The sequence below is a fragment of the Polymorphospora rubra genome (genome assembly GCF_018324255.1).
Taxonomy (GTDB): domain Bacteria; phylum Actinomycetota; class Actinomycetes; order Mycobacteriales; family Micromonosporaceae; genus Polymorphospora; species Polymorphospora rubra.
This window is the reverse complement of sequence record NZ_AP023359.1, coordinates 978,969-1,000,095: the sequence shown is the minus strand read 5'-3', so window position 1 is coordinate 1,000,095 and position 21,127 is coordinate 978,969. Positions and strand designations below refer to the sequence as shown.

Here is a 21,127-nt window from a genome sequence, read left to right as displayed (position 1 = left end):
GGCCGCACCGTGGCCCAGTACATCTACGTCCTGGAGAAGGCCCGTAAGGCGCACGGCGACAAGGTCGTGCTCGACAACGTGACGCTCAGCTTCCTGCCGGGCGCCAAGATCGGTGTGGTCGGCCCCAACGGCGCGGGCAAGTCCAGCCTGCTCAAGATCATGGCAGGGCTGGACCGCCCCAGCAACGGCGAGGCCCGGCTGATGCCCGGCTACACCGTCGGCATGCTGGCCCAGGAGCCGCCGCTCAACGACGCCAAGACCGTCCTCGGCAACATCGAGGAGGCGGTCGCGGAGACCAAGGCCAAGCTGGAGCGGTTCAACAAGATCGCCGAGCAGATGGCGACCGACTACTCCGACGAGCTGATGGAGGAGATGGGCAAGCTCCAGGAGGAGCTCGACCACGCCGACGCGTGGGACATCGACTCCAAGCTCGAACTCGCCATGGACGCGCTGCGCTGCCCGCCGCCGGACGCCGACGTCACCCAGCTCTCCGGCGGTGAGCGCCGCCGGGTCGCACTGTGCAAGCTGCTGCTGGAGGCGCCCGACCTGCTGCTGCTCGACGAGCCGACCAACCACCTCGACGCCGAGAGCGTGCAGTGGCTGGAGCAGCACCTGGCCAAGTACGCCGGCACCGTCATGGCGATCACCCACGACCGCTACTTCCTCGACAACGTCGCCGGCTGGATCCTCGAGCTGGACCGGGGCCGGGCCATCGGCTACGAGGGCAACTACAGCACCTACCTGGACAAGAAGGCCCAGCGGCTGGCCGTGCAGGGGCGCAAGGACGCCAAGATGCAGAAGCGGCTCACCGAGGAACTCGAGTGGGTCCGCTCCAACGCCAAGGCGCGGCAGACCAAGTCCAAGGCCCGCCTCGACCGCTACGAGGAGATGGCGAACGAGGCGGAGAAGACCCGCAAGCTCGACTTCGAGGAGATCCAGATCCCGCCGGGCCCGCGGCTGGGCAACACGGTCATCGAGGTCGGCGGCCTGCGCAAGGGCTTCGACGGCCGGGTCCTGATCGGCGACCTGAGCTTCTCGCTGCCACGTAACGGCATCGTCGGCATCATCGGCCCCAACGGCGTCGGCAAGACCACGCTGTTCAAGACCATCGTCGGCCTCGAGCAGCCGGACGCCGGCTCGGTCAAGATCGGTGAGACGGTCAAGCTGTCGTACGTCGACCAGAACCGGGCCGGCCTCGACGGCGACAAGACGGTCTGGGAGGTCGTCTCCGACGGGCTCGACCACCTGATGGTCGGCAAGGTCGAGATGCCGTCCCGGGCCTACGTCGCGGCCTTCGGCTTCAAGGGACCCGACCAGCAGAAGCCGACCAAGGTGCTCTCCGGCGGCGAGCGCAACCGGCTCAACCTCGCGCTGACGCTGAAGATCGGCGGCAACGTGATCCTGCTCGACGAACCGACCAACGACCTCGACGTCGAGACGCTGTCGTCGCTGGAGAACGCGCTGCTGGAGTTCCCCGGTTGCGCCGTGGTCATCTCCCACGACCGGATGTTCCTCGACCGGGTGGCGACGCACATCCTGGCCTGGGAGGGCACCGAGGAGGACCCGGCGAACTGGTTCTGGTTCGAGGGCAACTTCGAGGCGTACGAGAAGAACAAGGTCGACCGGCTCGGCGCGGACGCGGCCCGGCCGCACCGGGTGACGTACCGGAAGCTCACGCGTGACTGACCGGTTCGTCTACCACTGCGCGTTGCGCTGGTCCGACCTCGACGCGTACGGCCACATCAACAACGCCCGCTTCCTCACCCTGTACGAGGAGGCCCGGGTCGCGTTGATGTTCATCGGCGGGCGGGCCTGGGGGGTCGGCTCGTTCGCCGACGGCGTGGTCATCGCCCGGCACGAGGTCGACTACCTGCGGCCGGTCGACTACAGCGCCGCCCGGGCGACCGCCGACCAGCCGCCGACGGTCCGCATCGAGCTGTGGGTGGAGGACGTCCGGGCCTCCCGGTTCACCATCGCCTACGAGCTGTTCGACGGCGAGGTGCTGGCCAGCCGGGCCCGGTCGGTGCTGGTGCCGTTCGACCTCGCCGCCAAGCGGTCCCGGCGGCTGTCCGACGACGAGCGGGACTTCCTGCGGCCGTACGTCCTCGAGCCGCCGGTGACCGCATCCGGTCGGTCGTAGTGGCCGGGACCGGCCACGGGTTGGTCGCCGGAAGCGACGGGACGGCGTTCCTGGCCCGGTTGACCCGGCTCGACCGGGCCGCCGTCGTACGCCTGCGGCCGGGCCGGACCGGCGACGGGCCGGCGGTGACCGCGCTGTGGGCGTGGCTGCCCTGGTCGGTCCTGGTGACCCGGGTGGTCGCCGGGGCCGCCCCGGGCGACGCCACGGTGCTGGCCGCCGACCTGCTCGCCGAGCTGGGCCGGGGCGGCGGCGACCTGCCTGCCCGCTGCGACGCGCGCTGGCTCTGGCCGCTGCCCCCGCCGGCGAGCCGGGTGGTCGAGACGATGGCCGGTGCCGACGTACGGCGGGTGGCGGATGCCGCCGCCGGCACGCTGCGGACCGCGTCGACGGACGGGGTCGGCGGCCGGGCGGTGGGGCAGCGGGCGTTACGGGACGCGTTGCTCGACCACGTCGCCGTCGTGGTGGAGCCCGAGCCGGCCGACGGCGCGGGGTCGGGCCGGGTGGAGGTGCCGCAGCGGCTCGTCCAGGCGGTGGTCCGGATGGGCTTCCTCGGTTCCGGTGACACCGCGCCGGACAGCCCCGTCCGGGTACGTCTCGCGGGCCGATGGATCGGTCTCGCAGCCCCGTTCGGAACCGCTTGGCTGCCCCCGGTGCAGCAATTTGCGATAAGTCCGACCAAGCATCGTCCGAAAGTATGAGACGGCATGGGCCGTCTGGGTTTCTGGTGTCGTTGGGGGGATGCCCTCTGTCGGCTATCCGGGTACCGTCTTGCCTCGGGCCGAACGCAAAGTAGGCGATTGGATCCGCTGGGGAGCGAGGTGCACAAGCTATGCCGTGGTGGTCATGGCGCCCCGGCCACGCCGGTGGCGTAGAGCCGGAGACCCGGAGCAGGATCGCGGAGGACGGCAACGTCAGGGTGGGGCCACCGGCACAACGGGAACCCACGCACGACCGTCCGTCCGCCGAACGGACTCTCACGAAGAACATGCCAGCGACCGTCGCGCCGGTGACCCTGTGCCGGATCGGTGAAGCGCTGGACCTGCTGGACATCCGCTACCTCGCCGACGGCTACGGCAGCCTGTTGGCCATGTGGGAGCGGCACGCCGTACTTTTCGCCCTCGAAGGGCCGGAGGACGAGATCCTGGTCATGCGGGCCCGTCCACACTCGACCGTCCCGCCCGACTGGGCCGACCGCGCCTACCGCGTGGTCAACGAATGGAACCTCGCCGGCCGCTTCGGCAAGGCATACGTCGGTGATCCCACCGAACGCGGACAACTGCCGGTCTACGCGGAGATCCAGGTGCCGCTGCGCGCCGGCGCCCACGACGCACTGCTGGTCGAGATGGTCGACTCCGGGCAGACCATGTCCGCCGCGTTCGTCGACTGGCTGCACGACGAGGGCGCCCTGCTCTGACCCCGACCCCCTCGTGGCCGGTCGGCGGCCCACCCCCGCCGGGCCGCCGGGCACGAGGGTCACCCCCCACCACCGCGGTCGGGCCGGCTTCGAGCCGGCCCGACCGCGGTATTTTCTGCGCCGATGGTTCGCTCCCACCCGCTCACGGCATCGGGAACATGCCGATCCGGCCGTGGTACTCCCGGCCGAGCTGGTCGGTGTCGGAGCCGACGTAGAGCCCCTGCGGGGTGGCGAGGAAGGCCCGCACGCCCACCCCCCGGCTCCGGGTCGGGTTCCACGACAGCGCCTTGCCCGACCGCGGGTCGATCGCCCCGATTCCCGGCCGGGACACCGCACCCGGACCGGCCGACTTGTCGCCGTACGGGTTGTCCAGCCAGCGCTGGTGGCCGCCGACGTACACGGCGCTGCCGGTGACGGAGACCGAATAGAGGGTGTTGCCGCCGGTGTGGTTGATCCAGGTTGGGGTGTGCCGGCCGGTGCCGGTGGTCTCGAACCGGGCGGCGGTGTTGCACAGCCGGCCCGGACCGGAATCGTGGCCGGTGGTCACCACCACCAGGTAGGAGCCGTCCGGCGCGAAGTCGACGCCGCGCAGGTAGGTGGCGTAGTCGCCGTCGCAGGTCTGCCGGTAGGCGTCGGTGTGCCAGTTGGCGACCACGGCGTCCGGGCCGCCGGTCTCCAGCATCACCAGTTGCGGCCGGGCCACCCCGCGCGCGTGGGTGATGGCGCCGGCCAGGACCAGCCGGTTGCCGTCGGGGGACAGCGCGAAGTCCTCCACCCGTACCCGGGACAGGCCCTGCCCGACGAGCGCGGCGTCGAATCCGACGTCGACCGCGCCCGACGTCGCGTCGAGCCGGGCCAGCGCGGTCCGGTTCACCCCGTTGACCTGGGTGAAGGTGCCGCCGGCGTAGAGCCGGTGGCCGGCGACGGCCAGGGCACGTACGTCGCCCCAGTTGATGCTCGCGGTGAAGCCCGGGACCCGGGCGCCGTCGGCCAGCGAGAGCCGGGTCAGCCCGCGCTGGACGACCCCGTTGACCGTACGGAAGGCGCCGCCGGCGTAGACCGTGCCGTCGGCGCCCGGGGCGAGGGCGTACACGGGACCGTCCAGGCGCGGTGCGAAGGCCCGTACGGTGCCGTCGTCGGCGTCGAAGGCGAAGAGGTGCTGGCGGCGTTGGGGGTTGCGGCGGTCGCTGTCGGTCACGGCACTGAAGTCGCCGCCGACCACGACGGTGTCACCGACCACCGTGATGGCCCGGACGGTTCCGTCGAGGATGTGCGGCGTCCAGTCGACCGGGTCTTCGGAGACGACTGTGGGGTGTGCCATGTCGGCGACTGCGGGCAGTACGCCGGCGAGGCCGGAGACGGCCAGCACGGTGGCGGCTGCGATGAGGCGGCGGCGCATGGTGTGGGGGACTCCTCGGCGGCGGGGCGGCCGGGAGTCCGTGCCCCCGGTCGTTGACTACGTGCGGATCAACGACCGAGGAGGGCGGGCGACGCGTGTTATGGGGGTTTCTATCCGTTTGCTGATTGAATGTCGTCCATCGTGTTGACCATGAAGTACGCGGCCCGCTCCAGGTAGTCCCACAGCGTCGCGGCCTGATCCGGCGGCAACTCGACGCTGTCGACGGCCCGCCGCATGTGGCCCAGCCAGGCGTCGCGCTCGGCCGGTCCGATCCGGAACGGGGCGTGCCGCATCCGCAGCCGGGGGTGGCCGCGCTCCTGCGAGTAGGTGTTCGGGCCGCCCCAGTACTGCATCAGGAACAGCGTCATGCGCTCGGTGGCCGGCCCCAGGTCGGCTTCCGGATACATCGGGCGCAGTACGGGGTCGGCGGCGATACCCCGGTAGAACTCGGCGACCAGCTTGCGGAAGGTCGGCTCGCCGCCGATCAACGCGAAGAAGGTCTCTGGCGGGATCTGGTCGGCCGGCGGCTGACCCTTCGATGGCTCCGCTGCTGGATTCACCATTCCATCCTGCCAGGCGGATGCGGTGTCGGGCCGGCCGGCCGTACCGGGGTCACAACGCGCTGACGCCCGGCTTGGAAGCGGCCGGGCGAGACTGGGAGGGCACGGCGGTGCGGTCCGGACCGTCGGCCTGCGGTGCCTCGCCCGGGGCGGGATCGACCTGCTCACGGCCCTGGCGGCTGGCCCTGGCGATCGCCTCGTTGAAGCGTTCGGCGCTGGGCCACTGCGCTGCGGTCAGGAGCATGAGCAGTACGCCGGCGGCGCTCCACACCCCCACCACTGTCGGGATGGAGAAGCGGGAGGCGAGCAGCCCGGTCAGCAGCACGGCGCCGCCCTGGGTGACCTGCATGCCGGTCTGCATGACGCCGAACGCCCGGGCCCGGAAGCCGTGCGGCAGCGCCTGCACGAAGAGGCCGTTGGCCACCGGCAGCAGCCCGGCGATGGCCACCCCGGAGACCGCGGCCAGCAGCGCGACCACCGTCGGCGAGGGATTGAGCAGGGCCGGCACCAGCGCCAGCGGGGCCAGTACGGCGAACGGCCGGATCAGCGCACGGCGGATGTCGGGCCGGATGGCGCGGCCGACGACCAGACTGCCGAGGATGAACCCGACCGGTCCGGCCGCCATGATCAGTGCCTGGGACAAACCGCGGCTGCCCTCTCCGTCACCGAGCGGGCGTTCGGCGGCCCAGGCCGCCGCCAGCCCCTCGGGCACGATCGCGAACAGCATCGCGGCGAAGACCATCACGGCGGTGGCCCGCAGGACCGGGGTGCCGAAGACGATCTGGAAGCCTTCGGCGGTCTCGCGGAACAGGTTGCTGCGGTGCGCCGAGGTCATCGCCGGGGGCCGCTTGCGTACGCCGAGGCGCAGGATCACCGCCGACGCGGCGAACGCGGCGGCGTTGATCAGCAGGGCGATGCGGGGGTTGACGGCGGCGATCGCGGCGCCGGCGACGTAGCCGCCCACCTGGGCGGCCTGGCTGGTGCTGGTGGTCACCGACAGGCCGACCACGAGCCGGTCGCCCTTGAGCAGGACGGGCATCAGCGCGGACCGCGCGGCCTGGCTCGGCGGATTGGCCAGCGTCATCAGGAACAGCAGCCCGATCGTCGCCCAGACCGGCAGGAACGGCAGGGCGACCAGGGCGATCAGCACCATCCGGACCACGTCGGCGGTGACCATGACCGTCCGGTAGGGATGGCGCTCGGCGACGGTGGCCAGCAGCGGGCCACCGATGATCCAGGGCAGGAAACTCACCGCGAACGCGGCGGCCGACATCGCGACCGACTGGGTCTCGTTGTAGACCATTACCGTGATCGCGGCCTTGGCCAGGTAGTCACCGATCCACGTCAGCGTGGTGGCCGAGTAGAGCGCCCGGAACTCGGCCTGGGCGAACACCTCACGGAAGGTGGCGGGTCTCAGGGGGGCTTGGGTCTCCTCGGACACCGGGGGCCTCCATACGTTCCGTGACCGTGACCATTTGTGACGGGGGTCGGGAACGCCTGCCAGAAGTAGGGGTGGGTGACATCTTCGTGACGCTCCGGAAGGGCGCTTGTCACGGATTCTGCCCGATCGTCCGACGCCTGGCTAGTGCGAATGGTCAATGCGTCGGTAGTGCGACTGAACGAACGGACGATAACCGACCACCCGCCCGGCGCGCGACCCCGCCCGGTGGCCTTACGACCTGGCCTGTTCCGGGTATCCGATCAGGTGGCGCCACCCTGTCCGGTTCCGCCTTCATCGGCGGCGGTGGCTGGCGTCGCGTACATCCGGGAGGCGGCCAGTCGCGCCGTGATGCCGGAATTTTCCAGGGTCTCCGCCAACCGGCGGCGCAATTCACGGCCGACCGCGAACTGTCCTTCCGCCGTCGTCTTGGCAATTGTCCGGATTACCGCGCCATCGACCGTCACCGTCTCCACCCCGAGAACTTCCGGTGGCTCCACGATGTGATCGACCAGTTCCGGATCGGCGGCGACCGCGGCGGCGGCGGCCCGCATGACCGCGGTCGCCTTCTCGGTGCCGGCGAATCCGATCGGCATGTCGACGATGACCATGGCCCAGCCCTGGCTCTTGTTGCCGACCCGGATGATCTCGCCGTTGCGGATGTACCACAGCACCCCGCGACCGTCACGGATCGTGGTGATCCGTAGGCCGACCGCCTCCACGACCCCGGTGGCGTCGCCCAGGTCGACCGTGTCGCCCACGCCGTACTGGTCTTCCAGCAGCATGAAGAGGCCGGCGATCAGGTCCTTGACCAGTGACTGCGCGCCGAAGCCGAGCGCCACGCCGACGATGCCGGCGCTGGCCAGCAGCGGTGCCAGGTTGAAGCTCAGTTCGCTGAGCACCAGGAGCGTCGCGATGGAGAAGACCACCGCGGTGACCGTGCTGCGCAGCACCGACCCGATCGCCTCGGCACGCTGCCGCCGTCGTTCGGGGAACACCGCCGTCGCGTCGCTGGTCGCGGTGGGGACGCGTTCCCGCAGCGGCCGCAGGATGGTCGGCACCGCCGTGGTCGACGTCCGGCGGACCAGTTGGTTGATGCCGCGGTGCAGCAGGTAACGGATGATGATCGCCGCCAGCACGATGAGCACGATGCGCAGCGGCTTGACCAGGATGTAGTAGCTGCCCTCCGCGAACCAGGGCAGACCGGTCCACTCGAAGAGCTGGTTACACAGCAGGTCGCCCGCGCAGGTCGCACTCGGCTCCGGGGTCTCCTCGGGCGCTGGCGTCGCCGGAGCCGACGGGGTCGGTTGGGCCAGCACGGTCGGGGAAATGTCGGAAATTGAGATGCCGGTCATCACGACTGTCTTCGTACCGCACCCGTCGGTCGGGCTGCACGCCGCCCCCGCACGGCCGTGACGGGTACCGCCGTTCGGCCCAGCCAAACGCTACAGAACCGGTCATCTTGCCACGAGACACGGAAGCTTCACGAAGGACCCCCGATTAGTACGTGCAATTGGTCCGGCCATCAGGGACGATTGGCGCACGGACGCCGGAGACCATCCGGCGTCGGTCGCGGTCCGGGCTGGCCGCGACTGCGCTGTGCACGCGAGTGACCACGGAACGGGTGAGACCGACAACCGAGAGGTGAGCGCGATGCCTGACATACGACCCACGGTGGGCTCCGGAGCCTTGGTGCTCAACGCAAGCTACGAGCCGCTGTGTGTCGTGTCGGTACGTCGGGCCGCGATCCTCGTCCTGTCGGCCAAGGCCGTCTGCGTCGCCGACGGCGAGGGTGTCCTGCACAGCGCCCGGCACGCGCTCCCGGTGCCGTCGGTGGTCCGGCTGACCCGCTTTGTCCGGGTTCCCTACCGTTCCCACGTCGGCCTGTCCCGCCGGGCCATCTTCGCCCGCGACGGCTGGCGCTGCGCCTACTGCCGGGGACCCGCCGAGACCATCGACCACGTCTTCCCGCGCAGCCGCGGCGGCGGGCACGCCTGGGAGAACGTCGTCGCGGCGTGTGCCAGGTGCAACCACACCAAGGGTGACAAAACCCCGGCCGAGCTGGGCTGGCGGCTGCACAGCGCCCCGGCCGCGCCGAAGGGTACGGCCTGGCGGGTGCTCGGGCACCGGGCGCCGGATCCGCGCTGGGCCGACTGGCTCGACCTGCCGGAGGCCGAGGCCGCCTGACCGTACGGTGCTGACTGACGTGCGGTGCCGGCGGGCACCGGGGGTGCCCGGAGCTCAGCGCTTGCGGGCCTTGACCAACGAGGCGAAGACGATCACGTTGTCGGCGTAGCCCGTGGTGCCGCCGACCCACTGGCCGCCGCAGGTGATCAGCCGCAGGCCGGGGCGGCTGAAGTCGTCGAAGACCCGGTCGACCGGGAAGCTGCCCTTGTCGAAGCGTTCGACGGAGTTGACCTCGAAGACCGCCACCGACTTGTCCTTGCGGGCGACCTCGATCTTCGTACCCGCGCGTAGGTTGGTCAGCCGGTGGAACACCGACGGGCCGGACGGCCCGTCGACGTGCCCGACGATCACCGCGGGACCGAATTCGCCCGGCGTCGGTCCCTGCTCGTACCAGCCGGCCTCGTTGCGGCGGTCGAGCCCCGGCACCTCGATGGTGCCGTCGGCGCCGATCCCCACGTCGTGCACCGGTGCCCGCACCCCGATGTCGTTGATCGTGACCAGGGCCGGCCGGCTCGATTCCATGACCGGGAACTCCCGCGGCGGAGCCTTGCTGCCCGGCCCGAAACTCACCAGGTCGATGCCGCCGAGCTGGCCCAGGCCGAGGCCGGTGACGAAGATGCCGACGATCAGCATGACCACCGACATCGAGCCGGCACCGCGCCGGTTGCGCGGCGGTCGGCCGATCAGCGACCCCTCCGGTGCCGGGCTGACCCCGCGTACCGTGGCACGTCCGGTCGCCCGGCCCGGTGCGGTCTGGCCCGACCAGGGGCCGGTGACCCATGCGCCGTCCGACCGGTTGGTCGGCTTCGGCCCGGTGACCGGGGCGGTGCCGGTGGCCCGGCGCCGGACGGGGGCGCCGGTGCCCGGCTCAGGCACGGGCGCCGCCGCGGCGCCGCCGCGCCGACATCAGCGCCAGCCCGGCGCCCAGCGCGAGCGTGGTCAGCCCGCCGACCAGCACGGTGCGGCCGTCCAGGCCGCCCGCCGTGCCGCCTCCGCCGGCGGCTGGACCCTGGGTCGGCCGGGCCTGGTTGATGACGTTGAGATTGGTGTCGGCCGTGCTTCCGTTGGCGCAGGTGAGGCGCACGTTGTAGGTGCCCGGCGCCTTGCTGCCGGGCACGGTGACCGCACCGGTCAGCACACCGTTCTCGGGCTGGAGCACCACCTGGCCGAAGGCGTCCGACTCGACCCGGGCCTGGTTGAGGTTGTCCCCGCAACTGGCGGTGATGCCGACCCGGTTGCCGGCCTGGACGGTGGGCGGATTGAGTTCGATCCGGACCGTCTGGGCGAGGGCCGCCGGTGCGCCGAGCAGTAGTACGGCACACACCGTGGCGACCGTCACGGCCAAGGCGGTACGGGTACGGCTGACAAGTCTGCGGATCCCCATGCTGGCCCCTTCCTGGCACGGCTGGACCGCTCGTTCTGTCCCCGTCATCGTCCCACTGGTATCGGGGCAAAATCCTTTGAATCAGGCAGCTCGCTGGGGTGCGATAGTGGCGAAACGGGCATCAGGGATGCCTGGGTGTGTATCGTCGCAGCCCTCCGCCGGCGACTGCCGGACCGGCCGTCGAAAGCGTCGTACCGGCACCCGGAAAACTCCCGTACGATGCCCTCCGCTACCGTGAATCACCTGAGTCGGGCCTGGCCACTGGCCAACCGGCCGGTGACCCTGGTCCGCTTTCCGCCTGGGGGCGTTGAGTTGTCTGTTACCAACACGGTGCTCATCTTCGTCGGCATCCCGGCCCTCATCGTGCTCGTGATCGCCGGCCTCGGCATGGCCGGCGGTGGCCGGGGCGCGCCGCGCTACCGACCCGGTCGACCCTTCGAATTCACGCCGGTGTGGTTCCTCTCCTCGCCCGACCAGGTGTCGGCGGGGGCCGAGGCCGTCGCGCTGCCCTCCGGCGGCCAGCGGCGCGAACTGACCGGCGGAACCGAGAACGAGGGCACGCCGGTCGCGGCGCGCGGGACTGGAGGCGCAAGTGACCGCTGGTGAGATGACCGTCGCCGGGCTGAGCGGGCGTCCCGAGGTGCTCGACGGCCCGTTCTCCACCCGCCAACTGCTGCGGATCGACGAGGCGCTGCGGACGGCCGACGACTCGACCGGCTACACCTTCAGCATCTACGTCGGCGACCTCGAAGAACCCGTACGCGAGCACGCCGAGCGGCTGCACGGCCAGATCACCGAACCCGACCGGGCGGTGCTGATCGCGGTCTCACCGAACCAGCGCCAGCTGGAGGTGGTCACCGGTGCCGAGGTCCGCAAGCGCATCCCGGACCGTGACGCGAAGCTGGCCGCACTGTCGATGGTGGCGTCCTTCGGCGGCGGTGACCTCGCCGGTGGCCTCGTCAACGGCCTCGACCAGCTCGCCAGCCGCGCCCGCAAGGGCTGACCGGCACGCCGGCCGGTGCTCCGGTCCGGACAACGAAAAAGGCCCCGGGCTTGCCCGGGGCCTTTTTCGTTCCGTTTGCTCAGCCGGCGACGGAGGCGTCCTTCGCCCGGGCCCGCTGGGCGCGTACGACCCCGTCGCGACCCTCGCCGACCAGCCGGCGCAGCGGCGCCGGGTGCCCGCTGCCCGCCAGCCAGGCGTCGGTGGCCGCCACCGTCTCCTCGCTGACCTGGAAGGCCGGGTAGGCGTGGAGCACGAACTCCTGGGCCGGCTCGCTGTCCCGGCTGGCCCACACCTGGCCGACCGCCTCGAAGAAGCGGGTGGTGTAGCCGGCGGTCAACTCGACCTGCGCCGGGTGGTGGAAGCCGCGCAGGAGCGCCCGGTTCTGCCAGTTCGGCAGCGCCTCGCCGCCGGTGAGCCGGGCCCACACCGCTTCCTTGTTGGCGACGGTCGGCACCAGCGCGTGCGCCAGCGCGGCCTCCCGCTCGCCACTCGCCGTACGGTCCCGGCCGAGTTCCGCGTCGATCTCGTCGGCGCCGGCCGCGCCGTTGGCGACCAGTGCCTGCAACAGTGCCCAGCGCAGCTCGGTGTCGATGGTCAGCCCGGCCGGCACGTCGACGCCGTCGAGCCAGCCGCGCAGCACCGCCAGGTCCTCGGCCGACCGGGCGGCGGTGGCGAAGGCCCGCGCCCAGGCGAGCTGGAAACCGCTGCCCGCCGGCGCGCCGGCGAGCGCGGTCCGGGCGGTCCGGGCGTATTCGGCCCAGCCCTGCGGCGCCCACGCCGGGTCGGCGTAGTTGGCCAGCGTGCTGGCGCCCTGCCGGAGCGTCTGGGTGACCAGGTTGATGTCGTCCTCGGCGGGCAGCCCGGCCAGCACCAGCGCCACGTAGTCGCGGGCCGCCAGTTCGGCGTCGCGGACCATGTCCCAGGCCGCCGACCAGCACAGCGCGCGGGACAGCGACGACTCGAACTTGTCGATGTGCTGCACGACGGCGGCCATCGACCGCTCGTCGAGGCGCAGCTTGGCGTACGTCAGGTCGTCGTCGTTGAGCAGCAGCACGTCGGCTGCCGGGACGCCGGCGAGCTGCTCGACCACGGTGTGTTCCCCGGTGACGTCGATCTCGATCAGGTCGCGCCGGACCAGGCGGTCGCCGTCGAGGTCGTAGAGGCCGACCCCGATCCGGTGGGTACGCAGCGTCGGGTAGTCGGCCGGGGCCTCCTGCACCACGGTCACCCGCTCGTAGGTACCGTCGGCGCCGATCGACACCTCGGGGCGCAGCGTGTTGACCTGCGCGGTCTCCAGCCACTGGGCGGCGAACTTGCGCAGCTCGCGGCCGGAGGCGGCCTCCAACTCCGACAGCAGGTCGTCGAAGGTGGCGTTGCCCCACGCGTGCTTGCCGAAGTACGCCCGTAGCCCGGCGAGGAACGGGTCGAGCCCGACGTACGCGACCAGCTGCTTGATCACGCTGGCGCCCTTGGCGTAGGTGATCCCGTCGAAGTTGACCTCGACGGCCTCCAGGTCGGGCATCTCGCAGTAGACGGGGTGCGTGGAGGAGAGCTGGTCCTGCCGGTAGCCCCAGTTCTTACGGACCGACAGGAACGTCGTCCAGGCGTCGGTGAACCGGGTGGCGTGGGTGTTCGCCCAGTGGCTGGCCCATTCCGCGAACGACTCGTTGAGCCACAGGTCGTTCCACCAGCGCATGGTGACGAGGTCACCGAACCACATGTGCGCCAGCTCGTGCAGGATCGTGTTGGCCCGCTGCTCGTGCTCGAAGTCGGTGACCTGCGACCGGAAGAGGTAGTGCGCCTCGGAGTGGGTGACGCAGGCGAAGTTCTCCATCGCGCCGGCGTTGAAGTCGGGCACCCAGAGTTGGTCGTACTTCGGCAGCGGGTAGCGCACGCCGAACTGCTCGTGGAAGAAGTCGAAGCCCTGCGTGGTGATCGTGTGCAGGTTGTCGGTGTCGAGGTGCTCGGCCATGCTCGCCCGGCAGAAGTAGCCCATGTCGATGCCGTCGTGGGTGCGCCGTACCTCGTGGTAGGGGCCGGCGCACAACGCCGTGATGTAGGAGCTCATCCGCGCCGACGTGGCGAAGTGGACGGTCTTGGTGTCGTCGCCCGGCTCGACACGGTCCACGGTGGAGTTCGAGACGACCGTCCAGTGTGCCGGCACGGTGGCGTGCCAGGTGTAGACGCTCTTCAGGTCGGGCTGGTCGAAGCAGGCGAAGACCCGCTGGGCGTCGGCGGTCTCGAACTGGCTGTAGAGATAGGTCTCGCCGTCGACCGGGTCGACGCTGCGGTGCAGGCCCTGCCCGCTCGCCGAGTACGCGAAGTCGGCGTCGACGACGAGCACGTTCTCGGCCGCCAGGCCGGGCAGCGTCAGGCCCTTCTCCGCCGACCAGCCGGAGATGTCCACCGGCGTGCCGTTGAGCGTCGCCGACCGTACCGTCTCGGCGGCGACCTCGATGAACGTCGTCGCCCCGGGTTCCGCGCAGGTGAACCGGACCTCGGTCACCGACCGGAAGGTGCGGTTGTCGGCCGCCCGTACGGCCGAGGAGAGGTCCACGTTGATGTCATAGCCGGTCACGTCGAGCAGGCGGGCCCGCTCGGTCGCCTCGACCTGATTGAGGTTGCGCACTCCGGGCACGATCAGTTCTCCATCCGCGTCTTTCCCGCTGTCCCCGTTGACAGGAACGGGCCACGACGATGATGGCCCGGGTCGAGTCTTCCATGCGGAAAAATAACCGGCGGGGGTGGTCCAGGTCACGTTCTGGTAATGGTGCCGTCACGGCCGTCGAAGGGGAAGGATTCGGCGCAGGGGCGCGACGCCCGCGCCGACCAGGGAAAGGACAGCAACGTGGCTGAGCGCGAGACCGTGGACATGTGGTTCGACCCCATCTGCCCGTGGGCGTGGGTCACCTCCCGCTGGCTGCTCGAGGTCGAGAAGGTACGCGAACTCGACATGCGGTTCCACGTCATGAGCCTCTCGGTGCTCAACTCCGGGCGGGAGGTTCCGGAGCAGTACGCCAAACTGCTGGAGACCGGGTGGGGCCCGGTACGGGTCTGCATCGCCGCCGAGCGCGAGCACGGCACCGCCGTGCTGCGCGACCTCTACACGGCGCTCGGCACCCGGATCCACCTGGGCCGCCAGGAACTCGGCCGGCAGCTCTACGTCGACGCGCTGACCGACGTCGGCCTGGACCCGGCGCTGGCCGACGCGGCCGAGTCCACCGCGTTCGACGAGGCGCTGGTGGCCAGCCACAACGCCGGTATGAAGCCGGTCGGGACCGACGTCGGCACCCCGGTGATCCACGCGCCGGGCCCGGTTCCCGGTCAGCCGGTCGCCTTCTTCGGTCCGGTCGTCACCCCCGCCCCCAAGGGTGAGGCGGCCGGCCGGCTCTGGGACGGCGTCGTGCTGGTCGCGGGCACGCCGGGCTTCTACGAACTCAAGCGGTCCCGCGACGAGGACCCGTCCTTCGACTGACTGTGAGCATGGCGGGGTCGGTTCATCAGTGGTGAGCTGATGCTGGTGGTAGTGGGCGTGACCCTTCGTCTGACTGGCTTCGTGCCTTCGACACGACTTGTCCGCCCGCTACCGCCGGCACCGGCCCGGTCCACCGCCCACCCGGAGGGCACCCGTGATCATCTGCTGCCCAGCAGTCCGACACGCCGTACCTCCAACGGCGGAACAACTAACGATCACCACCCACCGCCCGCCACGAAGGGCACGGGGGCGGCGGCCGGCGGAAACGGCCCGGCCGGCGGCGGTATCCGCCTATCGTGGAGCTGACGGCGCCGTGACAAGTGGTCGACAGCCTCGTTGCGCAGGGTGTTCATCACGGCGACCCGGAACGGGTCGTGCTATCGCCGCAGCGGAGGCATTTCAATGGTCGAGACCCGCGAACCAGCCGCGGAGCCCGCAGGGCCCGCCGAGGTCGCGCACTGTCTGGGCGGCCGCTGGGCGGTCGAGGTCGGCCGGTGGAGTGACCGGCTTCCACCCGGATGTGCCGACCTGCTGGCGCCGCCCGTGGTGGTGTCGGTGCTGCCGGACACCGGAGCACCGCAGCTTGCGGTGCCGGCGGCGGCAGCGGTGCCGGTGCGCAGGGCCGCCCCGAGCCGCCGCCGCCGGATGGCGGTCGTCGGGTCCGGCACCCCGCGCGACAATCCGGTCCGGCCCGCCGTCCGCCGCCCGGCCCGCGCCGCCTGACCCGACCCCCGGCCCGCGCCGCCTGACCCGACCCCCGGACCAGCCGGTACGTCCGGACGGCCGCCGCGGCGCCGCCCATCAGGCGGTGAAACGCCGGGGTATCGGGCGTCACACCGGGGTGCGACGGTAGCGTCACCGAACATGACGGTCGTGCATCCGATCGCCCGGGCCTGGATCACCACTGGCGGCACCGGCGCGCAAAACTACGACGAGTTCGCCGACGACGCGGAGATCACCGCGATCATCGGGGCCAACCCGCACAGTGCCCTCGCGATCGAGATGCCGCACAAGGCACCGGACGCCGGGGGTCGCTCCTTCCTCGACAGCCTGCCCGCCGCGGTCGACCGGCTGGCCGAGGCGAAGGCCGACGGCAGCTACACCCCGGCCGAGCGGGTCGTGGTGCTCTACCGGATCTCCGAGCCGGCCAGCGTCGCCGCCGCGTACGGGCTCTTCGCCGCCGTCGACACCGACCAGATCTCGACCAGCGCCGACGAACCGGGGCTGGTGATCCGCAACGAGGACGTGTTCATCGAGAAGGTCCGCGAGCGGGTCGCGCTGGCCGAGGAGACCGGGCACCTGCTGTCGCCCGTACTGCTGTTGCAGACCGGGCGGGGCGCGGAGCTGCACGCGGCCCTGGCCGCGGCGACCGAGCGGGCCGGCGCGCCGGCCGCGACCGACGTCGACCAGTCGGGGCGTACGCACGCGATCTGGCTCGTCGGGCCCGGCCCCGAGCAGGACGAGCTGACGGCACTGGCCGGCGGCGGCGAACTCGTCGTCGCCGACGGCAACCACCGCAGCCTGGCCGCGCAGACCGGCGGCCTCGGTCGTTTCCTGGCCGTGGTGACGACGCCGGCCTCGGTCGCCATCCAGCCCTACAACCGGCTGGTCAGCGAGCTGACCATGACCCCCGACGAGCTGGTCGCCCGGTTGACGGCCGCCGGTGCCACGGTCGAGCCGGTCGCCGGCCCGGCCACCGTCCCGGGAAGCGGCGGGACCGTGCACCTCCACGTCGCCGGCCGGACCTGGGCGGTGACACTGCCGCCGAGCGCCGGCGGCGGCGTCGTGGACAACCTCGACCACGCCCTGGTCGAGCGGGTCCTGCTGCGCGAGGTCCTCGGCCTCGACCCGGGCGACAAGCGGATCACGTACGTCGGTGGCGACTACTCCGCCGACTGGCTGGCCGGTGAGGTCGACGCCGGGCGGGCGGAGCTGGCCGTGCTGATCGCCCCGGTGACCGTCGACGACTTCGTGGCGGTCAACCTGGCCCGCCAGAAGCTGCCCCGCAAGAGCACCTGGTTCACCCCGAAGGCCCGCGCCGGCCTCGTCCTCGCCCAACTCGGCGACAACGGGGTAGGCGCGTGACCATTCATCCGCAGGTGGCGGCGGCGCTCGCGGCGCGGCCGCGGCCGGCGCCGGAGACTGTCGACGCCGATCCGCTCGCCGCCCTGGCGGCCGGTCGGGCGGCCATGCTCGCCGCGGTGCCGGCGGAGTGCGGCCCGCCGACACCGGTCGCCTCGGTGTCCGAAGTGGACGCCGACGGCGTGCCGTGCCGGCTCTACGTACCCGCCCCCGGCGTACCCGTGCTCGTCTACGCGCACGGCGGCGGCTGGGCGATGGGCAACGTGGACATCGTCGACGCCTTCTGCCGGCGGGTCGCCGACCGGTCCGGGTGTGCGGTGCTGTCGGTCGACTACCGGCTCGCGCCCGAGCACCCGTACCCGGCGCCGGTCGACGACGTCGAGACCGCCCTGAACTGGCTGCGCCGCGAGGGGCTCGGGCTGGACGTGGGCCGGGTGGCGATCGGCGGCGACAGTGCCGGTGGCCACCTGGCGACCGTCGTCGCCCGGCGGCAGCGGGACGCCGGCCGGCCGCTGGCCCACCAGGTGCTGATCTATCCGGTCATCGATCCGACGATGTCGTCGGACTCCTACCGCGACCTCGGTGGGGCCGGCCTCGACCGGGCGACGATGGCCCGGTTCTGGAACCTGTTCGTGCCCGATCCCGCCGACCGGCTCGCGCCGGACGTGGCACCGCTCGCGGCGCCGTTGGCCGGCATGCCGCCGACCCTGCTGATCACCGCCGAGTACGACGTCCTGCGCGACGAGGGGGAGCGGTACGGCGTCGAACTGCTGGCCGCCGGAGTGCCGGTGGTGACCGTCCGCTACCAGGGCGTCAACCACGGCTTCGTCCGCAAACTCGCCCTCTTCGACGCCGCGGCGGTGGCCGCCGACCAGATCGCGGCGGCGCTGCGCGCGGCGCTGGTGTGACCGATCGCCCGGCGCCGTGTCCCGGCGCCGGGCGCCGGCCGGCGGCTGACAGACTGCCGGTCATGCGCGTATACCTGGGAGCCGACCACGCCGGCTTCGAGCTCAAGGCACACCTGGCCAACCACCTCGCCAAGCAGGGCTACGAACTGGTCGACGTCGGTCCGCACGTCTTCGACCCCGACGACGACTATCCGGTGTTCTGCCTGCACGCCGGCGCCCGCGTCGTCGCCGACGAGGGCAGCCTCGGCATCGTCATCGGCGGCTCCGGCAACGGCGAGCAGATTGCGGCCAACAAGGTCGACGGGGTACGGGCGGCGCTGGCCTGGAACGTCGACACCGCACAGCTCGCCCGCCAGCACAACGACGCCAACGTGGTCGCCGTCGGTGCCCGCCAGCACACCCTGGACGAGGCGACCGCGATTGTCGAGGCGTTCCTGGCCACCCCGTTCTCCGGCAACGACCGGCACGCGCGCCGGATCGCGGCGATCACCGCGTACGAGGCGACGACGGAACTGCCTGCGCTGCCGTAACGGGTCGGCCGTCAGCGGTTACGCGGCAGGTCCTCGCGGGGGACCCAGTTGCGGCGTACGACCACCAGCCGCTCCTGCGCCTCGGCCAGGTCGGCGGCGGTCGGCCGGGAGGCGTCCCGGGCCCGCAGCGCGGCCCGTACGTTGACCTGGGAGGTGCCGGAGCCGATCAGCCCACGCAGGCCCCGCTCGGCGTCCCGGTCCTCGGCCGGCACCCCACCGCCGTTGCCGCGCCGGGACTCGGCGCGCCCGGTGCCCCGCCCCCCGGCCCCCCGGCCGCCGCCGGTCGCCGGACCGGAACCGCCGGTCGGGCCGCCGCCGGTGGCCGGGGCGGCGTCCCCGGTCGGGCCGCCGCCGCGCCGGGAGTCGGCGGGCTGATCCGACCCGGTCCGGCCGCCCTCGCGCCGCCGCGGCGCGGGTGCGCCCGGCTGCGGGTCGTGGACCTGCGACGTCGATGCCGAGGGTCCGTCCGGCCGCCCGGATCCGGCCGGCCACGCGGCCGGCCGGCCGGCACCGTCCGGCCCGGTTCCGCCCTCGGCCGGCTCGTCGGGGTCGACCGGGACGCGTCCGGCCTTGGTGTGCCGCAGCCGGCGACGCCGGCGCTCGGGATCCGCCATGGATCGACGGTACCGGTCCGGCCCGGTCAGAACACCTCCAGTGACGCCGGGGCCCGGTCCCAGCCGAACGCGGCGGCGGTCCGCGCCACCGTGCCCGGCACCATCTCGCGGACCCGGCCGGCGTCGGCGAGCGCGGTCAGCTCCGGGCCACCCAGATAGACCGCGCCGAGGTCACGGACGTCGCAGATGAGATCGGCCGGATCACCGGTACGAACGCAGCTCGCGGCGTAGCGGTCGCCGGTCAGCCGCCAGCGGCCGGTGTTCTCCGGCAGCAGCGGATCGGTCACCTCGATCACCACGTCGACCGGGGTCCGGTAGCGGCGGGCGGCCAGCGCGGCAGCGACGTCGAGCAGCCGTACCCACAGCGCGTCGGCGACCCGGGGGACCAGATGGCGCGGCTCGGCGACCAGGTGCTGCAACGGCTCGTCGAGCGACGCGAACGGATAGGTCACCTTCCGGGTCAGGTCGATCGACAGCAGGAACCGCCACAGCTCGCGGTAGCTGTCCGGGGTCGCCGCGACGACCTCCTCGACCCGTACCTCGCCGGTCGGGCCGCCCGGGATCCACTCGCTCCTGGTCCGCCACATCGCGTAGCCCTCGACGCCGCCCGCGCCCTCGTACAGCACCGCCCGGCGTTCGGTGGCGCTGTCGCGGTGGCTGGGAAACTCGCCGAGCAGGTGCTCCCACCAGCGGCCGGGGCGGCTGGACCAGCCGGGCCGGTCCGGCCGCAGTTGGTCGTACAGCCCGGCCAGCTCGGCCTGGAACGTGGCCGGCGGGCCGGTCCGCAGCCGGCCCCCGGCGGCCTCGGGCAGGCCGACCTCGCGGGTCGCGACGTCCAGGACAAGCCGCTGGCTGGCCAGGCCGTAGCCGAACCGCGGATAGATCCGGCCCTCGCTGGCCCACAGTACGGCGACCGGCTCCCGGCCGGCGTCGCCTGCCTCGCGCAGCTGCCGCTGCATGAGCCGGGTCAGCAGCCGGCGGCGCCGGTGGGTGGGCGCGACCCCGACCATGGTGACGTGCGCGGCGGGCACCACCGCCCCGGGTACGGTGAGGTCGCGGGTGAACGCCGCGGCGTGGGCGACCGTACGGCCGTCGTCGTGGACCACCAGTGACCGGTCGGGCTCGAAGACCAGCCGTTCGCTCTCGTGGACGTCGGACTCGACGGTGTGGTGAAACAGGCCCGCCAGCAGGGCGCTGACCCCGTCCCAGTCGTCCGCGGTGGCCGGTTCGATCGGCAGTTCGGCTTCGGTCATGCTGCGTGTCTATCCGATCGGCGCTGAGTGGGCGACCGTTTTGTCAGCTCGGTACCCTCGTATGCGAACGGTCGCCGCCGCCCGACGCCGTAAGGAACGTCGATGATCTGGCGGGTCAGCGCCGGGTCGATGCGCCGCCGACGGGGAGGAAGCATGTCAGACCAGCCCAACCAGGGTCAGTCGTGGGAGCGCACCGTCGAGGTGCCCCGGCAGGACGTCCCGCCCGGATCCGACGTGCCGCTCGGCCCGGCGCCGTTCCGGCGCGGGGTGGCCCAGGTCGGCCCGCGTCCCGCGCCCACCGAGACGTTTCCGGCCGCCGGCGACCACGGGCCCGCCGACAGCGGCTGGCCCGGCGCGCACCACGACGACCAGCACCGGCCCCGGATGCCGCTCAGCTACCACATGGCGCAGTTGCGCCTGGGCAGCGAATGGAGCATCGTCGGCGGACTGTTCGCCTTCGTCTGCTGGGGGATCTGGGCGATCTCGGCCCGCGGCGATCTCACCAGCCCGGTGGTCACGTTCGTCCTGACCCTCTTCGTCGCCGTCGGCGTCTTCGCGCTGTCCCGGCTGCTCGGCCGGGTCGTGCTCGAGCGGCAGCTCGGCCGGGTCCGGCGTACCGCCAAGGGCGCCCACCTGGCGACCGCCGTGTTCCTTTTCGGGGTCGGCATCGCCTATCTGCGCCAGACCGAATGGGTGATGGGGATCTGGAACTGGTTCGGCTCGCAGTTCTGAGCGTCCGG

General features: G+C 72.1%; 22 protein-coding genes. 13 read left to right on the top strand and 9 right to left on the bottom strand.

All coding sequences use genetic code 11. The features are described 5' to 3' along the window. Positions 1–9 precede the first annotated feature (9 nt). From ettA to Prubr_RS04395, 4 genes are all read left to right on the top strand, one after another. Complete coding sequence (ettA, locus tag Prubr_RS04410; protein ID WP_212821902.1) at positions 10–1,686, top strand: energy-dependent translational throttle protein EttA; 1,677 nt, start codon at positions 10–12, stop codon at positions 1,684–1,686. Continuing rightward, positions 1,679–2,140: an acyl-CoA thioesterase gene (locus tag Prubr_RS04405; protein WP_212821901.1), complete on the top strand. Its 462-nt coding sequence runs from the start codon at positions 1,679–1,681 to the stop codon at positions 2,138–2,140. The genes ettA and Prubr_RS04405 overlap by 8 nt, the downstream gene beginning before the upstream one ends. Beyond that, a complete protein-coding gene (locus tag Prubr_RS04400) occupies positions 2,140–2,838 on the top strand; it encodes a DUF8185 domain-containing protein (RefSeq protein ID WP_246568299.1) in 699 nt (232 codons plus the stop codon). The genes Prubr_RS04405 and Prubr_RS04400 overlap by 1 nt, the downstream gene beginning before the upstream one ends. 131 nt (positions 2,839–2,969) lie before the next feature. Then, the gene (locus Prubr_RS04395) at positions 2,970–3,554 is read left to right on the top strand and encodes a type III secretion system chaperone family protein (protein ID WP_212821900.1); all 585 of its coding nucleotides are present in this window, start codon (positions 2,970–2,972) and stop codon (positions 3,552–3,554) included. Between the two features lie 142 nt (positions 3,555–3,696). On the opposite strand, the gene Prubr_RS04390 is transcribed toward Prubr_RS04395, so the two are convergent. From Prubr_RS04390 to Prubr_RS04375, 4 genes are all read right to left on the bottom strand, one after another. After that, positions 3,697–4,953 (bottom strand): delta-60 repeat domain-containing protein, encoded by a 1,257-nt coding sequence (locus Prubr_RS04390; RefSeq protein ID WP_212821899.1) that lies wholly within the window; start codon positions 4,951–4,953, stop codon positions 3,697–3,699. 110 nt (positions 4,954–5,063) lie between these two features. Continuing rightward, positions 5,064–5,516 carry a globin gene (locus tag Prubr_RS04385; protein WP_212821898.1) on the bottom strand — a complete coding sequence of 151 codons (453 nt, stop codon included), beginning with the start codon at positions 5,514–5,516 and terminating at the stop codon, positions 5,064–5,066. Between the two features lie 49 nt (positions 5,517–5,565). Then, positions 5,566–6,954, bottom strand: coding sequence for an MFS transporter (locus Prubr_RS04380; RefSeq protein ID WP_212821897.1), 1,389 nt, complete (start codon positions 6,952–6,954; stop codon positions 5,566–5,568). A gap of 260 nt (positions 6,955–7,214) precedes the next feature. Next, positions 7,215–8,306, bottom strand: coding sequence for a mechanosensitive ion channel family protein (locus Prubr_RS04375; RefSeq protein WP_212827458.1), 1,092 nt, complete (start codon positions 8,304–8,306; stop codon positions 7,215–7,217). Between the two features lie 298 nt (positions 8,307–8,604). Here Prubr_RS04375 and Prubr_RS04370 point away from each other — a divergent pair, with 298 nt between their 5' ends. Beyond that, positions 8,605–9,138: an HNH endonuclease gene (locus Prubr_RS04370; protein ID WP_212821895.1), complete on the top strand. Its 534-nt coding sequence runs from the start codon at positions 8,605–8,607 to the stop codon at positions 9,136–9,138. A gap of 54 nt (positions 9,139–9,192) precedes the next feature. Here Prubr_RS04370 and Prubr_RS04365 read toward each other — a convergent pair whose 3' ends face one another. Beyond that, the gene (locus Prubr_RS04365; RefSeq protein WP_246568297.1) at positions 9,193–10,014 is read right to left on the bottom strand and encodes a class F sortase; all 822 of its coding nucleotides are present in this window, start codon (positions 10,012–10,014) and stop codon (positions 9,193–9,195) included. Continuing rightward, on the bottom strand, positions 10,007–10,522 hold the full coding sequence (locus Prubr_RS04360; RefSeq protein WP_212821892.1) for a hypothetical protein: 516 nt from the start codon (positions 10,520–10,522) through the stop codon (positions 10,007–10,009). The genes Prubr_RS04365 and Prubr_RS04360 overlap by 8 nt, the downstream gene beginning before the upstream one ends. 234 nt (positions 10,523–10,756) lie before the next feature. Between Prubr_RS04360 and ctaJ the strand changes: the two genes are divergently transcribed. Next, entirely contained in the window at positions 10,757–11,128 is a 372-nt protein-coding gene (ctaJ, locus tag Prubr_RS04355; protein WP_485020588.1) for an aa3-type cytochrome oxidase subunit CtaJ, read from the top strand. After that, positions 11,115–11,525: a DUF5130 family protein gene (locus Prubr_RS04350; RefSeq protein ID WP_212821890.1), complete on the top strand. Its 411-nt coding sequence runs from the start codon at positions 11,115–11,117 to the stop codon at positions 11,523–11,525. The genes ctaJ and Prubr_RS04350 overlap by 14 nt, the downstream gene beginning before the upstream one ends. Positions 11,526–11,604: 79 nt before the next feature. On the opposite strand, the gene pepN is transcribed toward Prubr_RS04350, so the two are convergent. After that, positions 11,605–14,154 (bottom strand): aminopeptidase N, encoded by a 2,550-nt coding sequence (gene pepN / locus Prubr_RS04345; RefSeq protein ID WP_212821888.1) that lies wholly within the window; start codon positions 14,152–14,154, stop codon positions 11,605–11,607. Between the two features lie 219 nt (positions 14,155–14,373). On the opposite strand from pepN, the gene Prubr_RS04340 reads away from it, so the two are divergent. The 5 genes from Prubr_RS04340 to Prubr_RS04320 all read left to right on the top strand — a co-directional run bounded on the left by Prubr_RS04340 (position 14,374) and on the right by Prubr_RS04320 (position 18,520). Continuing rightward, positions 14,374–15,000, top strand: coding sequence for a mycothiol-dependent nitroreductase Rv2466c family protein (locus tag Prubr_RS04340; protein WP_212821886.1), 627 nt, complete (start codon positions 14,374–14,376; stop codon positions 14,998–15,000). A 402-nt stretch (positions 15,001–15,402) separates the two neighbouring features. Further along, positions 15,403–15,723: a hypothetical protein gene (locus Prubr_RS04335; protein WP_212821884.1), complete on the top strand. Its 321-nt coding sequence runs from the start codon at positions 15,403–15,405 to the stop codon at positions 15,721–15,723. Positions 15,724–15,864: 141 nt separating this feature from the next. Then, on the top strand, positions 15,865–17,085 hold the full coding sequence (locus Prubr_RS04330) for a DUF1015 family protein (RefSeq protein ID WP_212821882.1): 1,221 nt from the start codon (positions 15,865–15,867) through the stop codon (positions 17,083–17,085). Further along, complete coding sequence (locus tag Prubr_RS04325; protein ID WP_246568295.1) at positions 17,082–17,990, top strand: alpha/beta hydrolase; 909 nt, start codon at positions 17,082–17,084, stop codon at positions 17,988–17,990. The genes Prubr_RS04330 and Prubr_RS04325 overlap by 4 nt, the downstream gene beginning before the upstream one ends. 62 nt (positions 17,991–18,052) lie before the next feature. Then, positions 18,053–18,520, top strand: coding sequence for a ribose-5-phosphate isomerase (locus Prubr_RS04320; protein ID WP_212821880.1), 468 nt, complete (start codon positions 18,053–18,055; stop codon positions 18,518–18,520). Between the two features lie 11 nt (positions 18,521–18,531). Here Prubr_RS04320 and Prubr_RS04315 read toward each other — a convergent pair whose 3' ends face one another. Both Prubr_RS04315 and Prubr_RS04310 read right to left on the bottom strand, forming a co-directional pair. After that, positions 18,532–19,134 carry a hypothetical protein gene (locus Prubr_RS04315; RefSeq protein ID WP_212828993.1) on the bottom strand — a complete coding sequence of 201 codons (603 nt, stop codon included), beginning with the start codon at positions 19,132–19,134 and terminating at the stop codon, positions 18,532–18,534. Positions 19,135–19,160: 26 nt separating this feature from the next. Further along, a complete protein-coding gene (locus tag Prubr_RS04310; protein WP_212821878.1) occupies positions 19,161–20,387 on the bottom strand; it encodes a GNAT family N-acetyltransferase in 1,227 nt (408 codons plus the stop codon). Positions 20,388–20,540: 153 nt separating this feature from the next. On the opposite strand from Prubr_RS04310, the gene Prubr_RS04305 reads away from it, so the two are divergent. Continuing rightward, positions 20,541–21,119: a hypothetical protein gene (locus tag Prubr_RS04305; protein WP_212821876.1), complete on the top strand. Its 579-nt coding sequence runs from the start codon at positions 20,541–20,543 to the stop codon at positions 21,117–21,119. The last annotated feature ends 8 nt before the right edge of the window (positions 21,120–21,127 follow it).